The organism is Streptomyces sp. NBC_00045 (assembly GCF_045041095.1).
Taxonomy (GTDB): domain Bacteria; phylum Actinomycetota; class Actinomycetes; order Streptomycetales; family Streptomycetaceae; genus Streptomyces.
The window spans coordinates 6,362,774-6,380,714 of record NZ_CP108271.1; the positions used below are offsets into that span (position 1 = coordinate 6,362,774).

The 17,941-nt window shown below is 72.4% G+C and carries 16 protein-coding genes and 1 pseudogene; 9 read left to right on the plus strand and 8 right to left on the minus strand.

Annotation, left to right across the window (positions count from 1 at the left end; genetic code table 11):
- Positions 1–222 precede the first annotated feature (222 nt).
- Entirely contained in the window at positions 223–1,530 is a 1,308-nt protein-coding gene (locus OHA65_RS29550; protein WP_327279229.1) for an SAV2148 family HEPN domain-containing protein, read from the plus strand.
- Between the two features lie 81 nt (positions 1,531–1,611).
- A complete protein-coding gene (locus OHA65_RS29555) occupies positions 1,612–2,337 on the plus strand; it encodes a 3'-5' exonuclease (protein ID WP_327285832.1) in 726 nt (241 codons plus the stop codon).
- A gap of 18 nt (positions 2,338–2,355) precedes the next feature.
- Here the strand turns inward: OHA65_RS29555 and OHA65_RS29560 are convergent, their stop codons facing one another.
- Entirely contained in the window at positions 2,356–2,907 is a 552-nt protein-coding gene (locus OHA65_RS29560; RefSeq protein ID WP_327279230.1) for a hypothetical protein, read from the minus strand.
- A 157-nt stretch (positions 2,908–3,064) separates the two neighbouring features.
- Positions 3,065–3,958 (minus strand): NADP-dependent oxidoreductase, encoded by an 894-nt coding sequence (locus OHA65_RS29565; RefSeq protein WP_327279231.1) that lies wholly within the window; start codon positions 3,956–3,958, stop codon positions 3,065–3,067.
- 69 nt (positions 3,959–4,027) lie between these two features.
- On the opposite strand from OHA65_RS29565, the gene OHA65_RS29570 reads away from it, so the two are divergent.
- A complete protein-coding gene (locus tag OHA65_RS29570; RefSeq protein ID WP_327279232.1) occupies positions 4,028–4,603 on the plus strand; it encodes a helix-turn-helix domain-containing protein in 576 nt (191 codons plus the stop codon).
- A 296-nt stretch (positions 4,604–4,899) separates the two neighbouring features.
- Here OHA65_RS29570 and OHA65_RS29575 read toward each other — a convergent pair whose 3' ends face one another.
- Positions 4,900–5,985 carry an IS1634 family transposase gene (locus OHA65_RS29575; RefSeq protein WP_405762718.1) on the minus strand — a complete coding sequence of 362 codons (1,086 nt, stop codon included), beginning with the start codon at positions 5,983–5,985 and terminating at the stop codon, positions 4,900–4,902.
- 152 nt (positions 5,986–6,137) lie between these two features.
- Positions 6,138–6,989 carry an aminoglycoside phosphotransferase family protein gene (locus OHA65_RS29580; protein ID WP_327279234.1) on the minus strand — a complete coding sequence of 284 codons (852 nt, stop codon included), beginning with the start codon at positions 6,987–6,989 and terminating at the stop codon, positions 6,138–6,140.
- 133 nt (positions 6,990–7,122) lie between these two features.
- Here OHA65_RS29580 and OHA65_RS29585 point away from each other — a divergent pair, with 133 nt between their 5' ends.
- The 5 genes and pseudogenes from OHA65_RS29585 to OHA65_RS29605 all read left to right on the plus strand — a co-directional run bounded on the left by OHA65_RS29585 (position 7,123) and on the right by OHA65_RS29605 (position 12,135).
- Complete coding sequence (locus OHA65_RS29585; protein ID WP_327279235.1) at positions 7,123–8,025, plus strand: sugar ABC transporter permease; 903 nt, start codon at positions 7,123–7,125, stop codon at positions 8,023–8,025.
- A gap of 152 nt (positions 8,026–8,177) precedes the next feature.
- Entirely contained in the window at positions 8,178–8,975 is a 798-nt protein-coding gene (locus OHA65_RS29590; protein ID WP_329316457.1) for a carbohydrate ABC transporter permease, read from the plus strand.
- Positions 8,975–10,273, plus strand: coding sequence for a sugar ABC transporter substrate-binding protein (locus tag OHA65_RS29595; RefSeq protein ID WP_371645187.1), 1,299 nt, complete (start codon positions 8,975–8,977; stop codon positions 10,271–10,273). Before OHA65_RS29590 ends, OHA65_RS29595 begins: the two co-directional genes overlap by 1 nt.
- A gap of 31 nt (positions 10,274–10,304) precedes the next feature.
- A pseudogene (gene mgt, locus OHA65_RS29600) lies at positions 10,305–11,587 on the plus strand (macrolide-inactivating glycosyltransferase).
- Entirely contained in the window at positions 11,584–12,135 is a 552-nt protein-coding gene (locus tag OHA65_RS29605; protein ID WP_327279237.1) for a DUF1697 domain-containing protein, read from the plus strand. The pseudogene mgt and the gene OHA65_RS29605 overlap by 4 nt, the downstream one beginning before the upstream one ends.
- Before the next feature lie 154 nt (positions 12,136–12,289).
- Here OHA65_RS29605 and OHA65_RS29610 read toward each other — a convergent pair whose 3' ends face one another.
- Positions 12,290–14,194, minus strand: coding sequence for a DNA/RNA non-specific endonuclease (locus OHA65_RS29610; protein ID WP_327279238.1), 1,905 nt, complete (start codon positions 14,192–14,194; stop codon positions 12,290–12,292).
- 192 nt (positions 14,195–14,386) lie between these two features.
- Here OHA65_RS29610 and OHA65_RS29615 point away from each other — a divergent pair, with 192 nt between their 5' ends.
- Positions 14,387–15,388 (plus strand): 2-dehydropantoate 2-reductase N-terminal domain-containing protein, encoded by a 1,002-nt coding sequence (locus OHA65_RS29615; protein WP_327279239.1) that lies wholly within the window; start codon positions 14,387–14,389, stop codon positions 15,386–15,388.
- A gap of 85 nt (positions 15,389–15,473) precedes the next feature.
- Here the strand turns inward: OHA65_RS29615 and OHA65_RS29620 are convergent, their stop codons facing one another.
- From OHA65_RS29620 to OHA65_RS29630, 3 genes are read right to left on the minus strand one after another with little or no spacing between them, the layout of a single operon-like run.
- Complete coding sequence (locus OHA65_RS29620; RefSeq protein ID WP_371645188.1) at positions 15,474–16,241, minus strand: sirohydrochlorin chelatase; 768 nt, start codon at positions 16,239–16,241, stop codon at positions 15,474–15,476.
- Between the two features lie 5 nt (positions 16,242–16,246).
- Positions 16,247–17,143, minus strand: coding sequence for an ABC transporter permease subunit (locus OHA65_RS29625; RefSeq protein ID WP_329314946.1), 897 nt, complete (start codon positions 17,141–17,143; stop codon positions 16,247–16,249).
- Positions 17,130–17,921, minus strand: a complete 792-nt coding sequence (locus OHA65_RS29630; RefSeq protein ID WP_327279242.1) for an ABC transporter ATP-binding protein — start codon at positions 17,919–17,921, stop codon at positions 17,130–17,132. The genes OHA65_RS29625 and OHA65_RS29630 overlap by 14 nt, the downstream gene beginning before the upstream one ends.
- Positions 17,922–17,941 lie beyond the last annotated feature (20 nt).

Here is a 17,941-nt window from a genome sequence, read left to right on the forward strand (position 1 = left end):
TGCCAGATCTTCCCCGAAAGTGGGCCCGCACGCGGGGACTTGGGATGCTCCTACCGGGTGACCCGGAGAGCTGATATGCGGGTCAGCGGACTATGCGGGCATCCGATAATGGGTCAACGGACCACCGGTGTAAGGGCCATCGGGCTGCACCGGGCGCCGAGCTCGGAGTACCCTTCCGTGATCACTGGAGACGGGCGTCCAGACGCAGAAGGCGGTGCACGGGTGAGCTCGGGAGGTCTGGAGCTGCCCCCTGGTGACAGCGGTCACGAGGGCGGCCCGGCGGACGCCCCAGGAGGTGCACCCGGTGGTGCGCCCGGCGGGGTGTCGGGCGGGGTTTCGGGCGGGGCGCCCACGGGGGTGCCGGCCGGGGCGGTGTCACTGGCCCCGACGGCGGCGAGCCCGCGCGCCGGGGCCGAGCTGGACTGGGGCGCGGACGCGTGGAGCGAGGTCCGCACCCGCGCGCAGCGGGCCGGCCGTGCGTACATTTGGTTGAACCTGATCGAACAGCGGCTGCGCGCCGTCGTCGGCGCGGTGCTGCGGCCGATCTACGAACCGGTGCACGGCGGCGACGACTGGGTGGTCGCGGCCGCCGGTCCCGCCGGACAGGAGTGGGTGCAGCGCGCCGTGGCCGTCCGCGAGGTCAGCCGGCGCAAGGGCTACCTGCTGGACCCGGCCGACGACAACGTGCTGAGCTTCCTGACGCTCCCGCAGCTGCGGGAGCTCATGGTCCAGCACTGGCCGTGCTTCGAGCCGTACTTCGACGACCGCCGGGAGATCGAGCTCGCGCTCGACGAGCTGGAGGTCACCCGGAACGTGGTCTCCCGCAACCGAGCCCTGTCGCGGGCGGTGTTGGAGCAGGCGGAGCGCGCCTCGGCCCGGCTGCTGGAGGTGCTGGGCGGCGGCGCGGGCTCCCCGGCGGCGGACCGGCTTCCGATCGACGCCGTCGAGGACCTGGTGGGCGACCGGTACGCGGACGTCATCTCGGTCCACCCGGACCGGGTGCGACTGCAGCGGCAGCTCCCGGCGGAGGACCTGTTCGGCGGGGCGCGGCGGCTCGACGCCATCGGCATAGGGCTCAACCTGCTGGTGCAGAACTTCTCGGGCCGAAGACTCGTGCGCCTCACGGAGGCCGGCTGCCGGGTCCGGCTGCTGTTCCTGAACCCGGCCAGCAGCGCCGTCAAGCGGCGCGAGCGGGAGCTCGGCCTGCGCAAGGGCGAGCTGAGCCGCTCGGTGGAGATGAACATCCTGCACGTGCGACGGGTGCGCGCGGGGCTGCGGGACCCCTCGCGCTTCGAGATCCACGTCTTCGACGAGACGCCCCGCTTCACCGCGTACCTGGTGGAGGGGGAGTCCTCGGGCATCGCGGTCGTGCAGTCCTACCTGCGCCGGGCGCGCGGCATGGAGGCACCCGTGCTGGTCCTGCGCGGCGGCGGCACCCGCGACTCTTCGCGGGACGCGGAGCACGGGCTGTTCCCGACGTACCGGGAGGAATTCGAGTCGATCTGGGAGGACTCCCGCCCGGTGTCATGACTGTCAGTGCCCCGTGGCAGGCTGAAAGTCGTTGACCGAAGGTGTACGGGGGAGGGGCACGGGGTGGAGGACTGGCGCGACATGGGGGACTGGCACGGCGGCGTGCTGATCGGGTTCGACCTGGAGACGACCGGCACGGAACCGGGCGAGTCGCGGATCGTGACGGCGGCAGTGGTCGAGGTGCGTGCGGGCGAGGTGCGCGAGCGGCGCGGCTGGCTCGCCGATCCGGGGATACCGATCCCGGAGGGCGCCTCGGCGATCCACGGGATCAGCACGGAGCGGGCCGTGGCGGAGGGCCGCCCGGTGCGCGAGGTCGCGGACGAGGTCGCGGGGGCACTGGTAGAGCACTGGCGCCGCGGAGCGGTGGTCGTCGCATACAACGCGGCCTTCGACCTGACCCTGTTGACGGCCGAGCTGGCCCGGCACGGCCTGCCGTCGCTGGCCGACCGGCTGGGCGGGGCGCAGACCGGGCCGGTGGTGGACCCGCTGACGATCGACCGGGCCGTGGACCGCTACCGGCGCGGCAAGCGGACCCTGGAGGCGGTGTGCGGGGTGTACGGGGTCACCCTGGACACCGCGCACGACGCGGGAGCGGACGCACTGGCCGCGGTGCACGTGGCCCGCGCGATAGCCGCCCGCCACCCGGAGGTGGCGGCGCTCACCCCGGCCGATCTGCACGCCCGCCAGGGCGGCTGGCACGAGCGCTGGGCCCGCGACTTCCAGTCGTACCTGCGCCGCCAGGGCACCCCCGACGCGGTGATCGATCCGGCGTGGCCGCTGCGGAGCCTGCTGCCGGCCACGGCCTGAGCGGCAGGGCCGGCTCCCCTACGTGGGCCACTCCTCGCTGTATCCAAGGTGGAGGTCGCGGTCGCAGCAGTGGCAGCGCAGGGTGAGGCAATAGTGCTCGCCCCGGTGGTTGAACACCTGGGCGGGGCCCCTGCGCGCGATGTCCGCGAAGAGCGGGGCGCCGTCCCGGAAGGTCCTGGCGCGGCCGGTCATGAACAGCGTCTCGCTGTGGATGTCCTGGCGGAGCCGGTCCCGGTTCTCCCGGTGGTGAAGGTCCGAGACGTCGCGGTCCGCGTCCGGGTCTGTTCCGGGCCGGTCCACGGTGCGGGGCCGCCCGGGGCCGAGCCGGCCGCGGAGCTCCTTCCACCGGGACGGGGCGAACTGTAGGGAGTGGTGCAGCAGGACCAGGTCGAGCGGGCGCCACCCGTCGGCGGCCCCGTCCGGTTCGTTCTGCGCGTCGGCCCGGATCGGCAGGTGGACGAGCGCGCGCGGCGACGTGGCCGCGAGGGGCCGGAGCCCAGCGGTGGTCTGCGCGGTTTGCTGTTCGAACCACCCGTTGAGGTACCAGTACCAGACGGTGTCGACGAGCACCGCGCGGACAGGGGTCCGGGCGGGGCGGATGACCTTGGGCGGAGGGCGCCGCGGTCGCCCTGGTGGGCGAGGCGCAGCCGCCCCGGATTCGTCCGACGCCGCTTCACCACCCGCTGGTGACCGGCCGTTCGGCGCGGGAAGCCGGGCGGGCCGCGGCTCAGACGACCAGGACCCGGCGCCCCCGGGTGTGGCCGGCGCGACTGTCGGTGTGCGCAGCCGCTGCCTCGGTGAGCGAGTACGACTTCTCGACCGGGATGTGGAGCCTGCCCCGGGAGATGAGGTCGACGGCCTCGGCGAGCGCGTCCGGCACGCTCCCGGCCACGCCGGAGAACCGGACGCCCAGCTGCGGCGCACCGAGGTCGGCGATGGAGATGACCTTGCGCGGGTCCCCGGTCAGCTCGACGAGTTCGCGGATCACGCCCGAGCCGGCCAGGTCGAGGGCCGCGTCGACCCGGCCCAGGTGCCGCACCCGTTCGACCCAGCCCTCGTTGTAGGTCGTGGCGAGGGCGCCCAGGCCGCGCAGGTAGTCCTGGTTCGCAGCCCCGGCCGTGCCGATCACCGTGATGCCGCGCGCACGGGCGATCTGCAGCACCGCCGACCCGACGCCGCCGGACGCGCCGCTGACCAGCAGCGTCTGGCCGGACTGCACGCCGACCTCGCGGATGATGCGCAGCGCGGTCTCCACCACCGACGGGTAACCGGCCGCCTCCTCGAAAGCCAGTCCCTCGGGCATCCGGGCCCAGGCCGACAGCACGGCGAATTCGGCGTACGTGTCGGCGCCTTCGCCGAACACGCGGTCGCCGACGTCGACCCCCTCGACGTCCTCGCCGACCTCATCCACCACCCCGGCGGCGTCCAGTCCGACCCCGGCGGGCAGCTCGACCGGATGGGCTCCCAGGACCTGGCCCTCCCGGATCCTCCAGTCGACGGGATTGACACCCGCCGCCCGTACGGCGATGCGTATCCGACCGGGGCCCGCGTGGGGCTCCTCGGCTTCCACCAGTTGCAGGACCTCGGGACCGCCGAACTCGGCGAAACTGATTTTCCTCATGGGCCGAAGATAGCCCTAACGGTTAGGGTTTCACAACGGATATGGATTCATACCTGATAGTGTCAGGGCATGATCGAGCCGTCCGGACGCCGCGAACGCAAGAAGGCCGCGACCCGTCAGAAGATCGCTGACACCGCGCTGCGCCTCTTCCTGGAGCGCGGGTACGACTCCGTGGGCATCCGTGACGTGGCGGCCGAGGCCGACGTGGCCGTCACCACCGTCTTCGCCCACTTCGCCTCAAAAGAGGCCCTGGTGTTCGAGCGCGACCAGGACTTCGAGCAGCGCCTCACGCGGGCGGTGTCCGACCGACCTCCGCACGAGCCGCTCATCCCGTCGCTGCACCGCGAGGTCCAGTCCCTGGTGCGGCACTGCACGGCGGAGGGCAGTGCCCCCGTCCGACGCATGATCGAGGGATCGCCCGCCCTGCGGGAATACGAGGAGTCGATGAGCCTGCGTCACGCGCAGGCGCTGGCAGTGGCGCTGGCCGCCGATCCCCACCTGTCCCGGAGTGCGACGGCCTGCCGGGCGACCGCGCGGTTCGCCATCGACGCCTACGCGCTGGCCTGCCGGGCGGACGATCCCGGGGCCACGGTGGACGAGGTCTTCCGGATGATCGAGGCGGCCTGGGAAGCCACCGCGCCCTGAGCCGGGGATGCCGGCGCGCTGCGGCCGGCGCCGGCGCCGCACGACACGTGCGGGTTGCCCCGGGCGGCCCGCACCGGACCTGTTCGCCCGATCATGTGACTACCGCCGGCCCGGGCGTCGGGTGGACTCACCCAGTTCGAGCTCGTGCTGGAGAAGGCCCGCGTTCCACGTCCCGAGCCCGCGGACCCCGAAAGACGCCCGGCAGCCCGGCAGCCGACAAGGCCACAGCAACGGACCGTGCCACGACCACCCGCGCAGCCACCGCACCTGGTACACGATCCCGGAGGACACGGCAGTCAGGGCGCCCGCCTGCGGGAGGGCTCCCCCGCGGCGAGCGGCTCGCGGCAGCCCTCGCCATCTGGCTCCACACGTGATCGCCCGGACAGCTCCTCACTAGACCCGTACTTCGCGGGTGACTGTTTCAGGTCTGTGGCCAGCGGGTTTGTGTGATGTCGGGCCGCCTGCTGGCCGGCCGCGACGGCGGTGGAATGGACCAGGATCCGGCGCACGGTCAGCAGTGGATCGCTCTTGCGGCGGCCGGTCAGCGTATGAACGTCTTCCAGGACCCGGTAGGTCTCCCGTTCCGCCCCCGGTTTCCTCTCGTCCCGCGCGGGCACCCAGTCGACGGGCTGTGCCTCCTCAGGATCCAGGACTGCGTAGAACTCGTCCTTGATCTGCGCGGCCGGGACGGGCGCGATGAACTCCACCCCGGCCTGAAGCAGGGCGGTGATGTTGGAGTAGGACACCAGCTTGGAGTCGGCGACCATCAAGAACTCGTGGGTGCCGGCCATCGCTTTGAGGTCTTTCATCGCTCCGACGACCTGGCTGACCTCGGCCGCGGCGCCGTCGAAGACCCGGGAGTGCACGGGGATACCGCCGTCGGCGGACACCGCGAGCCCGGCCTGGACCTGTTTCAGGTCCAGGCGCCGGTCTTTGGGATGCCCGTTGCAGGCGATGAGCGGGTACCGCTCGTCCTGGTCATCGGCGGGGAAGGCGCCATGGACGGACATGCTGGTCATGTCCCAGTGCAGCCGGGAGACGTCGATCCCGAACTCAGTGATGGCCCGGGCACCGACGGTGCCCGCGATGACCTCCAGCTTCGGGGCGATCGCGTCCAGCGCGCGGGCCAGACGGTCGTCGTTGAGCAGGTCCGGTGTGATGCCGAAGACCTCCTCCACCGCCCAGGTGCGGGCCCAGTCCCCGACCCGCACCAGCGGTGCGGGCGAGGTCAGCCGGTTGGCCACCAGTGCCTCGATGACCTGTCCGTGGGTCAGATGGGCGCTCGCGCCGCCCGGACACACCTCATCGACGACCCCGGCAACATCCAGCCGGCGCAGAAACTCGGCAGCGACAGGCAGAGCGCCCAGACGCTTCTCCACCACGGATGTCACCACGCACTCAAAGCGCTGGCGCTGGGACCGTGGCCGCGGGGACCGGGAAGTCATCGACACACCCGGACCAACGCCACACCACCGGTCCGGGACACTCCCGGACCGGTCACACCATACGAATCAACGACCCGCGAAGTACGGGACTAGAAGGCGTGCCACCGCATTTCCGGGTCGCCGTCGCGCAGGGAGGCGACCCGGCGGCGGAATTCCGCCAGGGCCTTCGGGTTGGTCGGGGCGTGCTGGGCGACCCAGGCACAGCTGGCCGTCTCGCGCGCACCGCGCAGCACCGTGCAGCCCTCCCAGTCACGCACGTCCCAGCCGTACTCCGCCACGAAGGCCTCGTACGACGGTGCCGGCAGCCCGTACCGGTCTCGGGCCAGGGCCATCACCACCAGGTCGTGCTCGCGCAGATCGGCCGAGACGGTCTCCAGGTCCACCAGGACCGGCCCGTCCGGACCCACGTGGACGTTGCGGGGGAGCGCGTCGCCGTGGATCGGGCCCGGCGGCAGGTGCGGGGTGAGCGAGGCCACCTCGCCGGCGTACGCGTCGCGCCGGGCCCGCAGGTACGCCGCGTCGGCCGGGTCGACCGCCTCGCCCGCCAGCCGGAGCCAACGCTCGACCCCGCCCAGCAGGTCCCGCGCCGGCAGCGCGAACGGCGCCGCCGGGAGGGCGTGGATCTGCCGCAGCAGCCCCGCCAGGTCCTCGGGACCGGCCTGGCGGACCGCATCCGCCAGACGGTGCCACACCGTCACCGGGTGCCCCGCCACCAGCCGCGGCTTCGGCTCGGCCGCACGGGCCGCCGGGATCCCGGCCCGTTCGAGCCAGCCCGCGACCGCGAGTTCCCGCTCGGCCCGCTCCAGCAGCGCCGCCTCCCGGCCTACCTTCACCACCAGGTCGCCGGCCGCGAACACCGCGTTCTCGCCCAGCGCCAGCAGGGCGGCCGGCCGTGTGAAGCCCGCCTCCGTCAGTACGTTCCGGGCCTGCGCCTCGTCCATGCCGTCTCTCCGGATGCGGATCGTCGTGAATCCGCCAAGTCTCGCATCCCGGTGCGCAGCGCCTTGACGTGCCATCAGGCCCTGCGCACGATGACCGAGCCGGATGCGGATGATCCACCCGTAAGGGGGCCATGTGGCCACGACGTCGGCCGCCACCCGGCACCGCCGGGCCGATCACGGGGCGTGGTTCCTGGTCCTGCCCGCGCTGATCCCGATCCTGCTGCTCAGCGTCGGCCCGCTCCTCTACGGCATCGGCCTCGCCTTCACCGACTCCCAGTCGGGCCGGACCGCGGCGACCCGATGGGCCGGCGTGCTGAACTTCCAGGACCTGCTCCACGACCGGCTGTTCCGCGAGTCCTTCCGGATCGGTCTGCTGTGGGCCGTCGGCGTCACCGTGCCGCAGTTCCTGCTCGCCCTGGGCCTCGCCCTCCTGCTCAACCAGCAGCTGCGGCTGCGCGGCCTGGCCCGGGCGCTCGCGATCATCCCCTGGGCCATGCCCGAGGTCGTCGTCGCCATCATGTGGCGGCTCGTCTACCACCCCGACGCCGGGATCCTCAACGAGACCCTGTCCGGGCTGGGCCTCGCCGGGGACACCGACTGGCTGGCCGGCCTGGCCACCGCCCTGCCCGCCGTCGTCCTCGTCGGCATCTGGGCGGGCATGCCGCAGACCACCGTCGTCCTGCTCGCCGGCCTCCAGAACACCCCGCACGAACTGCACGAGGCCGCCTCCCTCGACGGGGCCGGATCCTGGCGCCGCTTCCTGACCGTGACCTGGCCGGCGCTGCGGCCCGTCGCCCTGTCGGTCTCCGCCCTCGCCTTCATCTGGAACTTCAACGCGTTCGCCCTGGTGTACGTGCTGACCGGCGGCGGGCCCGGCGGACGTACCCGGCTGCCCATGCTCTTCGCGTACGAGGAGGCCTTCCGCTACGGCCAGTTCGGGTACGCCGCCGCGATGGGCTGCGTGATGGTCGCGGTGGTCTCCGTCCTCCTCGCCGTGTACCTCGCGGGCCGGCTCACGGGAGGGGAAGCGCAGTGAACTCCGCGAACGCCGCGCAGGGGAACACCCGTACGCGCAGCCCCGCACGAGCGGCCCGAGAGGCCCGTGCGGCCCGGGCCGGGCGTGCCGGGCGTGCCGGGCGTGCCGGCGGAGCAGCGCGGACGGGCCGGGCAGCCCGGGCCGGCCAGTACCTGGCGCTCGCCGGCTACCTGGCCTTCCTCGCCCTGCCCTTCCTCTGGCTGGTCTCCACCGCCTTCAAGCCCCCGCGTGAGCTCGGCAGCCTGCACCCCACCTGGCTCCCGAAGGACCCGACCCTCGGCAACTTCCGCCAGGCCTTCGCCGAACAGCCCCTGCTGCACGCCGGGTTCAACAGTCTCCTTGCCGCCGTGTGCGCCGCCGTGGCCGCGGTGCTCCTGGCCACCCCGGCGGCCTTCGTCCTGGCCCGGCGCCGGGGGAGGCTGTCGGCCGCGGTCACCGCATGGGTCGTGGTCGGCCAGGCCTTCCCTTTCGTGCTGGTGATCATCCCGCTGTTCCTGGTCCTCAAACAGCTGCACCTGATCAACTCGCTGCCCGGCCTGGTGCTCGTCTACGTCGTGTGGTCGCTGCCGTTCGCGCTGTGGATGCTCGTCGGGTACGTCCGGGCCGTGCCGCCCGAACTGGAGGAGGCGGCGGCCGTGGACGGCGCCGGCCGGCTGCGCACCCTCGTCTCCGTCGTCGCGCCCCTGCTCGCTCCGGGGATCGTGGCCACCGCGCTCTTCGCCTTCATCACCGCGTGGAACGAGTTCTTCTTCGCGCTCGTCCTCCTCAAGACCCCGGAGCAACAGACCCTGCCGGTCGTCCTGACCCATTTCCTCGGCGCGGAAGGGGCCGTCGACCTCGGCCCGCTCGCCGCCGCGGCCCTCCTCGCGACCCTGCCGTCGCTGGTGGTCTTCGCGGTCATCCAGAAGCGCATCACGGGCGGCATGCTCGCAGGGGCGGTGAAGAGCTGATGCTGCGTTCCGCCCTGCGCCCGGCCCTCGCGGCGCTGATCCTGTTGGCCGGGTTGGCCAGCGGCTGCTCCGAGCCCGGCGACGGGCCGGACCGCCTCGGGAGGATCACCCTGCGCTTCCAGTCCCTCGCCTGGCAGCAGGAGTCCGTCGACGCCAACAAGTCCCTGGTCGCCGAGTGGAACGCCACGCACCCCCGCATCCGGGTCGAGTACGTCCAGGGCAGCTGGAGCAGCGTCCACGACCAGCTGCTGACCTCCTTCGCAGGCGGCGAGGCTCCCGACGTCATCCACGACGCCTCCGACGACCTCGCCGACTTCGCGTACTCCGGCTACCTCGCCGACCTGCGGCCGCTGCTCTCCGACCGGCTCAAGGGCGACATCCCCGCCCGCAGCTGGGAGAGCACCACCATCGGATCCGGGATCTACGGGGTGCCCTTCCTCCAAGAACCCCGCGTCCTGATGGCCGACAGCGGGCTGCTGCGCGCCTCCGGGGTGCGCATACCGACCCCCGAAGCCCCGTGGAGCTGGGCGGAGTTCCGTACGGCTGCCGAGCGGCTCACCAGCGACGGGCGGTACGGGGTGGCCTGGCCGCTCAAGGACCCCGTCTCCGCCACCCTCAACCTCGGCCTGTCCGCGGGCGGCCGGCTCTTCCACCGCGACGGCGACGGGAAGGTCGCGATCCGTTGGACCGAGGGCGACGCCGTCGTCCCCTCCACCATCCGGGCCCAGCTCGCCGACGACCACAGCGCCGCCCCGACCACCCTCGGGATGGGCGGCGCGGACACCCTGCCCGGTTTCTTCGGCGGCCGGTACGCGATGGTGCCGCTGGGGTTCTCGTACCGTCAGCAGATCGTCCGGCAGGCCCCGCCGGGCTTCGCCTGGGAGGTGCTGCCGCTCCCGGCCGGGCCGCAGGGCCCCGCTCAGGGCGTCAGCCCGCAGACCCTGTCGATCGCCCGGGACAGCCCGTACAAGGAGGAGGCGGCAGCATTCGTCGACTTCCTGCTCAGTCCGGCCAACATGGTCCGCCTCGCCCGCGGCGACTGGATGCTGCCCACGGGCTCGCAGGCCCTGGCCGACCCGGCCCTGCGCACTCCCGAACTGGGCTGGGCCACGGGCGCGGCGCTGGCCGAGCAGCTGCGTCCGGCGCCGGCGCAGTCGGTGCGCGGTTACCCGGAGTGGAAGGACAAGGTCGCGACGCCGGCCCTGCAGGAGTTCTACAGCGGGGCGATCGGCCTGCCGGAGCTTGAGGAGCGCCTGGTGGTGGACGGAAACCGGGTGCTGGCCCGCTACCAGCGCTGAGTACGGCCGGCGGACGGGTGGCGGGAGGTCGATCGAAACTTCATTGCACGAGACGTATCGTCTCGTTAGGCTCGGTGCATGACCTCAGCCAAGCCCGCCCACATCGCCATGTTCTCCATCGCCGCCCACGGGCACGTGAACCCGAGCATCGAAGTGATCCGGGAACTCGTGGCCCGCGGCCACCGCGTCAGCTACGCGGTCCCCGCCTCCTTCGCCCGGAAGATCGCGGAGACCGGTGCCACACCGGTGATCTGGCACTCCATCCTGCCCACCGACGACGAGCCCGAGGCCTGGGGCACCGAGCTCATCGACACCATCGAACCGTTCCTCAACGACGCCGTCCAGGCACTGCCGCAGCTCGCGGCCGCCTTCGAGGGCGACGAGCCCGACCTCGTCATCCACGACATCACCTCCTACCCCGCGCCCGTCCTCGCCCGCCGCTGGGGCGTCCCCGCCGTGTCGCTCTCCCCGAACCTGGTCGCCTGGACCGGGTACGAGGAGGAGGTCGCGGCACCGATGACGGCCGCGCTGCGCGCCTCCGAGCGCGGGCGGGCGTACTACGCCCGTTTCCGGGACTGGCTCGCAGAGCACGGCATCGACGAGGACTCCGACCGGTTCGTCGGCCGCCCGCGCCGCAGCATCGTGCTCATCCCGCGCGCCCTCCAGCCGAACGCCGACCGCGTGGACGCGTCCGTCCACACCTTCGTCGGGGCCTGCCAGGGCGACCGCAGCGCCGACCAGGGCAGCTGGCAGCGCCCGCAGGCGGCCGACGGCAAGAAGGTGCTGCTGGTCTCCCTCGGCTCCACCTTCACCAAGCAGCCCGCCTTCTACCGGGCCTGCATCGAGGCCTTCGGGGACCTGCCCGACTGGCATGTCGTCCTCCAGATCGGCAAGTTCACCGACGAGGCCGAACTGGGCGCCGTCCCCGCCAACGTGGAGGTCCACCGCTGGGTCCCCCAACTGGACGTCCTGCGCCAGGCCGACGCCTTCATCACCCACGCGGGCGCCGGCGGCAGCGCGGAGGGCCTTGCCACCGGCACCCCGATGGTCGCCGTCCCACAGGCCGTCGACCAGTTCACCAACGCCGACGTGCTCCAGGGACTCGGCGTCGCCCGACACGTCCCGATGGAGGAGACCGACGCCCGGACCCTGCGGGCGGCCGTCCTCGCGCTGGTCACGGACCCCGAGGTCGCCGCGCGCGCCGAGGCCGTCCGCCTCCGGATGGCCGCGGAGGGCGGCACGCGACGGGCCGCCGACCTCATCGAGGCCGAACTGCCCGCAGTGTCGGTGCGCCGTCCTATCGTTCGGGCATGACTACGAAGAAGTACGCGGCCCTGCTGCGCGGAATCAACGTCGGCGGGGCCAAGAAGGTCCTGATGGCCGAACTGCGCGAGGTCCTGACGGGCCTCGGCCACACCGAGGTGCAGACCTACCTGCAGAGCGGCAACGCCGTCTTCGCCTCCCCGAAGCAGGACCCGGCGGCCCTGGCCCGCGAGTTGGAGCGGGCGATCGAGGCCCGCTTCGGCTTCGCGGTGGCCTGCCTGGTGGTCGACGGGACCTACCTGCGGGCCGTCGCCGAGGCCTGCCCCTTCCCGGCCGACGAACTGGAAGGCCGGCAGCTGCACGCGACCTTCCTCTCCGAACAGCCGACCGAGGAGCGGTTCGCCTCGATCGACGGGCCCGCGTACCTTCCGGAGGAGTACCGGATCGGCGACCGGGTCGTCTACCTCTACGCCCCGGACGGCCTGGGCCGCTCCAAACTGGCCGAGGCCCTCTACAAGCCCGCCGTGTTCAAGGGCATCGACGCGACGACCCGCAACTGGAACACGGTCGTCAAACTCGTCGCGCTGACGCAGGAGTAGGAGGCCGGCCGCCCGGCCGCCCGGGGTCCGGGCGAGGTCAGCGGCGGCACAGGGCCGTGTCCGGTGGTGCCGGGGTTCGCCGGCTGAAGTCGACCCGCCGGGCGCCCCGACACCCGCCAGTCCCCTCAGGCCGCCTGCGCGAGCGCCACCGGAACTAGCTCCAGTCGATGTCGGACAGGCTCTCCAGCGGGGCCCGCTCTTCCACGGACTCCGGTACGACCAGGGAGTCCGCCTTCGTCACCACGGCGGGGAAACGGAGGTGCGCACGCTTTTGTATCTCGCTCAGCTTGACCTGGAACACCCGGAACTCGTCCAGTTCGAGCGATTCGGCCAGGACCAGGTTCTGCGTCAGCAGGAACGCCTTGGCCTTGAGCGTCTCCTGTTCCGTGTAGACGAGCACCTTCCAGAACTCCCGCGGTATCCGCACGCCCCGGAACACCCGGTCGTCGTCCTGGAAGACCGGGCCGCCGAACGCGCTCACCTTGAGGTCGTCGACCTCCACGTCCTCGAACACCGCGTCTTCGAGCCGCCCCCAGAGGCCGCCCCGCTTGCTCTGGTTGAAGTCGTCCATCTGCGGAGTGATGTTGCTGTAGAAGAACGAGTCCCGGTTCGCCTTCTCCGCCTCGGGCAGCGTGCCCCAGGTCAGGTCGGCGCGGCGCGCGATGTGTCCACGGTCCAGCCGGTTGCTCGCACCGCCCTTGTACAGCTCGTTGCTGACCTGGGTGTCGGCGGGCAGGCGCGGGTCCTTCGTGAAGTCGATCCCCTTCCGGTCGAGCTTCTTGAGCGCGCCGCCGTCGATGTTCCAGGCGACCCAGATCGCGAACCGGCGCGGCCCGCTCAACGCCAGCGAGAAGTGCGTGTACGGGATGACCGGTGAGCCGTCCAGCAGCACTGCGTCGCCCTTGATCGACGGGTTGAGCAGCGGGGGCCCCACGGGTACCGCGAGGAAGCCCGGGTCGTAACCGGTCAGCGCCTCCAGCGAATCGGACGGAGGCTGCTCCAGGGTGATCTTCAGCTCTTCGAAGACGGCGTGGGGGAAGCAGGCCAAGGCCCGGTCCTCGGGGTTCCCGTCCTCCTCGCCGCCGAAGTGCAGACCGGCCAGTACGTCCGTCGCCTTGCCGGTGCGCCCTTTGAACATCCAGGCGGATCCGGAGTCGCCGGGCAGGCTGATCTCGTCGCCGGCCGCCGGATGCGCGGGGTCGGGCCCTATCTCGAAGCACTCGATCTCGCGTACTCCGACGGGCAGCCCGTAGTTGATGCTCACCTTGGCGAAGGGGCGCGTCACCACCCCGTGCGTGATGCCGGTGGTCCGCCCGCTCTTGACGACCTTGTCGTCGATCTGTGGCTCGCCCAGCTTCGCCGGGGTGACCCCGAGGTCGAGGATGGAGGTGTCGAAGTCGCGTTCGGTGATGCTCGAAACGGCGCAGTCGCCGACCCGGCCGAGGTGGGAGCGCCGCAGCGTGCCGAGCCGGTTCAGCGCGATCCGGCTGTCGTCGGTGGTCCCGGGCTGTACGACCTCGTCACCGATGACGCCCTTGCGACCGTTCAGGACGTGCCAGTTGCTCAGTACGCAGGTCGTGCCGTCGTTCTTGTCGAAGACGATGCAGCCGAGGGTGCCGGCGCCCACCTTGACGTTGCCGACGCTCACCCCGGGACGGACCGGGTCGACGCGCTTCTGCCGCGCGGGCGTCTCCGCCTCGGCCACCACCAGGAAGTGCGGCTTGTAGCTGCGCTGCACGACGTCCGTCGGCACCTTCACCCCGCCGCCTATGTCGATGACGGGAGGTATCTCGACGCTCCCCACGTCGCGTACGCCCTCGGGCCCGACCTTGCTGTCCACCGTGAACTGCAACGCCAGTTCCTTGCTGCGTTTGCCGTTCTTCTCCTTGTAGCCGATGCCGATCGAGGACACGTTCGGGTCGCTGAGGTAGCTCGACCCGCGGGTACGGATGAAATGCTTGAGCGAGGTGATCAGCTCGTCCTGGCCGTTCGCCGCGGGGGCCGCGGGCGTGCCGGGCGCGGTGGCGGACTTGGCGGACGTGCGCTTCTTGGCAGCCATCGAAGGCTCCCTTCGGGCAAGGAGTGCGGACGTGACTCGGGCTCCCCGCTCCGTGCATGCACTTCCAGCCTACGGCCGCCCTGCCGACCGGGCGCGTCGAGGACGGTCGGATCGGCGCCCGCAGAGTGGGGACACGGTTTCCACCGTGCCCCGACCGACACGTAGGACGCCGGGTGTGCCAGGCTCCTGGCCATGCGTTACATCATCATCGGCGCCGGGGCGATCGGCGCGACCATCGGCGGACGGCTGGCGGAGGCGGGCGCCGAGGTCGTCCTCGTCGCGCGCGGCGCCCACGCGGAGGCCCTCACGGCGGACGGGCTGCGGCTCACGACCGCGGACGGCGCCCGGGTACACCGGATCCCCGTGGTCACGGGCCCGGCCGAACTCGGTGAACTGCGACCGGACGACGTCCTGCTGCTGGCCGTGAAGACCCAGGACGCGATCGTCGCGCTCGACGCGTGGGGCGACGCGGAAGTGGCGGGCGGCGGAACGGCGGCGCAGCGGCTGCCGGTCCTGTGCGCGCAGAACGGCGTGGAGAGCGAGCGGCTCGCCCTGCGCCGCTTCGCCCGCGTGTACGGGGTGTGCGTATGGCTGCCCGCCACCTTCCTGGAGCCGGGGGCGGTGTCCGCGCTGTGCGCGCCGCTGACCGGCATCCTGCACATCGGGCTGGCGTCCGGGGGAGCGGACGCACGGGCCCGGCGGATCGCGGCCGACCTGGAGAAGTCCGGCTTCGCGGCGCCGGTCGTCGAGGACGTCATGCGGTGGAAGTACGCGAAGCTGCTGGGGAACCTGGGCAACGCCATCCAGGCGACGACCGGCCCCGAACCGCACCCGGCGAAGGCGGCGCTGCTGGTGCGCGCGCAGCAGGAGGGGCGGGCCGCACTCGGGGCGGCGGGCATCGCCTACGCCTCCGACGCGGAACAGGCGGCGGCCCGCGACGGCAAGGTCGACCATCCTCCGGTCCTGCGGGGCGGTTCCTCCTGGCAGTCCCTGCAGCGGGGCACGGGCTCCATCGAGGCGGACTACCTCAACGGGGAGATCTCCCTGCTGGGGCGCCTCCACGGAGTGCCGACCCCGGTGAACGACACGCTGCGCCACGCGGCGAACATCTTCGCCCGGGAGGGCCTGCCACCGGGGGCGATGTCGATCGACGACCTGACGGCCCTGGCCGACGAAGCGGCGGCCCGGACCTGAGCGACCCGGAGAGCCGGTGCTCCGGGCCGCGGACCCCGTGCACCGGCCGACGGGCCCGTGGCTGCGGGCGGCGGTGGAGCAGGGATCAGGCTGCGGCGAGCAGGGGCACGCCGAGGGGGGCCGTGTCGTAGCGGTGGAGGAGGAGGCGGGCCAGTTCCGGCGCCGCGCCGAGGACGGCGGACACGAGGTCCGCCCCGGCGGTTTCCGCGCCCGCCACGATGCGGTCGGGGAGGCGCCCGGGGGCGATGACGTACGGGGCCACCGCCACCCGGCGCACCCCCTGCGCGCGCAGGGCCCGTACGGCGTCCTCCGTACGGGGCAGCGAAGCGGAGGCGAACGCAGGTCGCACGGCGCACCAACCGGTGTGCCGCCACTCCCGCGCGATTTCAGCGATCACTGCGATCGCCTCCGGGTCAGAGGAACCGGCGGACGCGAGCACCACGCCGGTGGTGGCGCGGTCCGCCGGGGTGAGGCCCGCTTCCGCGAGGCGGCGCTCCAGGGCGCCGACCAGCAGCGGGGACGGGCCCAGGACGTCCGCGATCCGGACCGAGAGGTCCGGCAGCCGGGACGTGGCTTCGGCCAGCACCGCGGGTACGTCGGACTTCGCGTGGAACGCCCGCGTCAGGAGCAGCGGGAGGGCCACGACCTCCCGAACGCCGGACCGGTACAGGTCGGACGTCACCTGCGCCACCGTCGGGGTGTCGAAGTCCAGGAAGGCCGTCTCCACCCGCAGCCCCGGCCGCAGCGCCCGCACCCGCCGGGTGAGGGCGTGCACGGTCGCCGCGTGCCGCGGGTCGCGGCTGCCGTGGGCGATGACGAGGAGGGCGGGGGCGGGGGCGGGGGCGCGGAACACGGGACTCAGCTCTTGACCAGCAGGCCGCGGCTGCGCAGCACCCACCGCTCGACCGGGCTGAAGATCAGCAGGTCGATGGCGATGCCGACCACGAGGATCAGGATGATCGCGAGGAACACGCCCGGCAGGTCGATGTTGTTGCGGCCGTTCTCCAGCAACTGGCCCAGGCCCAGGCCCAGGTCGGGGGAGCTGGCGATGATCTCGGCGGCCATGAGCGAGCGCCAGGAGAAGGCCCAGCCCTGCTTCAGCCCGGCGAGGTAGCCCGGCAGGGCGGCCGGCATGACCACGTGCCGGGCCCCGCGCAGGCCGGTGGCACCCAGCGTGCGGCCCGCCCGCAGGAACAGCGGCGGCACCTGGTCGATGCCGGAGACGAGGCCGTTGGCGATGGACGGGACCGCGCCGAGCAGGATCACCGTGTACATCATGGCGTCGTTGAGGCCGAACCAGAGCACGGCCGGAGGCACCCAGGCGACCGAGGGCAGGGACTGCAGGCCCTGGAGGATGGGCCCGATCGCGGCGCGGACGAACTTGACGCGGGCGACGACCAGTCCGAGCGGCGTGCCGATGGCCAGGGCGAGCAGGAAGCCGAGCAGACCGCGGGAGACGCTGGTCCAGATGACCTCCAGCAGGGTGCCCTTGAGCCACATCTCGGACAGGCTGTCCCAGACCGCGGACAGCGGCGGGAGCTTCGTCGGGTCGGTGACCTTCGCCGCGACGAGGACCTGCCACACCAGGAGCACCAGGCCCACGGCGATGAACGGCGGGAGGACCTTCTTGACGAAGACCTCGCGGGCCGGGGTGCGGTGGGTCTGGACCGCGTCGAGGGCGTCCAGGCCGGCCTCCAGGCCCGCCAGGTCGTCGCTCTTGTCCTTGGCCTTCAGGGTGGTGTCAGTGCTGGCCATGGCGGCGGATCTCCCCACGCAGGTGTTCAGTGATCTCGACGGACAGCTCCGCGACGTCCGCGTCCTCGATGCGGCGCGGCTGCGGGATGTCCACGGTCCATTCCTTCGCGACCCGGCCGGGCCGGGAGGAGAGGAGGACCACGCGCTGGGCGAGGCGCACGGCCTCGCGCACGTTGTGCGTGACGAAGAGCACGGAGACGTCCGTCTCGGCCCAGATGCGGGTGAGCTCGCCGTGGAGGACGTCACGCGTGATGGCGTCCAGCGCCGCGAACGGCTCGTCCATCAGCAGGAGCCGGCTGTCCTGGGCCAGCGCCCGGGCCAGGGCGACGCGCTGGCGCATGCCGCCGGACAGCTCGTGGACGCGCTTGCCGTAGGCGCCGCCGAGGCGGACCAGCTCCAGCAGGCGTTCGGCCTCGGGCTTGCGGTCGGCCTTGGCCACCCCGCGCAGGCGCAGGGCGAGTTCGATGTTCTTGCCCGCGGTGAGCCACGGGAAGAGGGCGTGCTCCTGGAACATCAGGGCGGGCCGGCCGGCGGTCTCGATCGAGCCGGCGGTGGGCTCGTCGAGTCCGGCGACCAGGTTCAGCAGGGTGGACTTGCCGCACCCCGAGGCCCCCAGGATGGTGACGAACTCGCCGGGCGCGACATCGAGGCTGATGTCGTCCAGGACGAGCTGCGATCCGGCCGGACCGGAGAAGGACTTCGAGACGTGCTCGATGCGGGCGGCGTGCGTCTGCTCCGCTACCGTGCCCTCGGCAGCCTTGGCGAGTGTGGTGGCCATGGTCGTCACCTCCTGGGGTT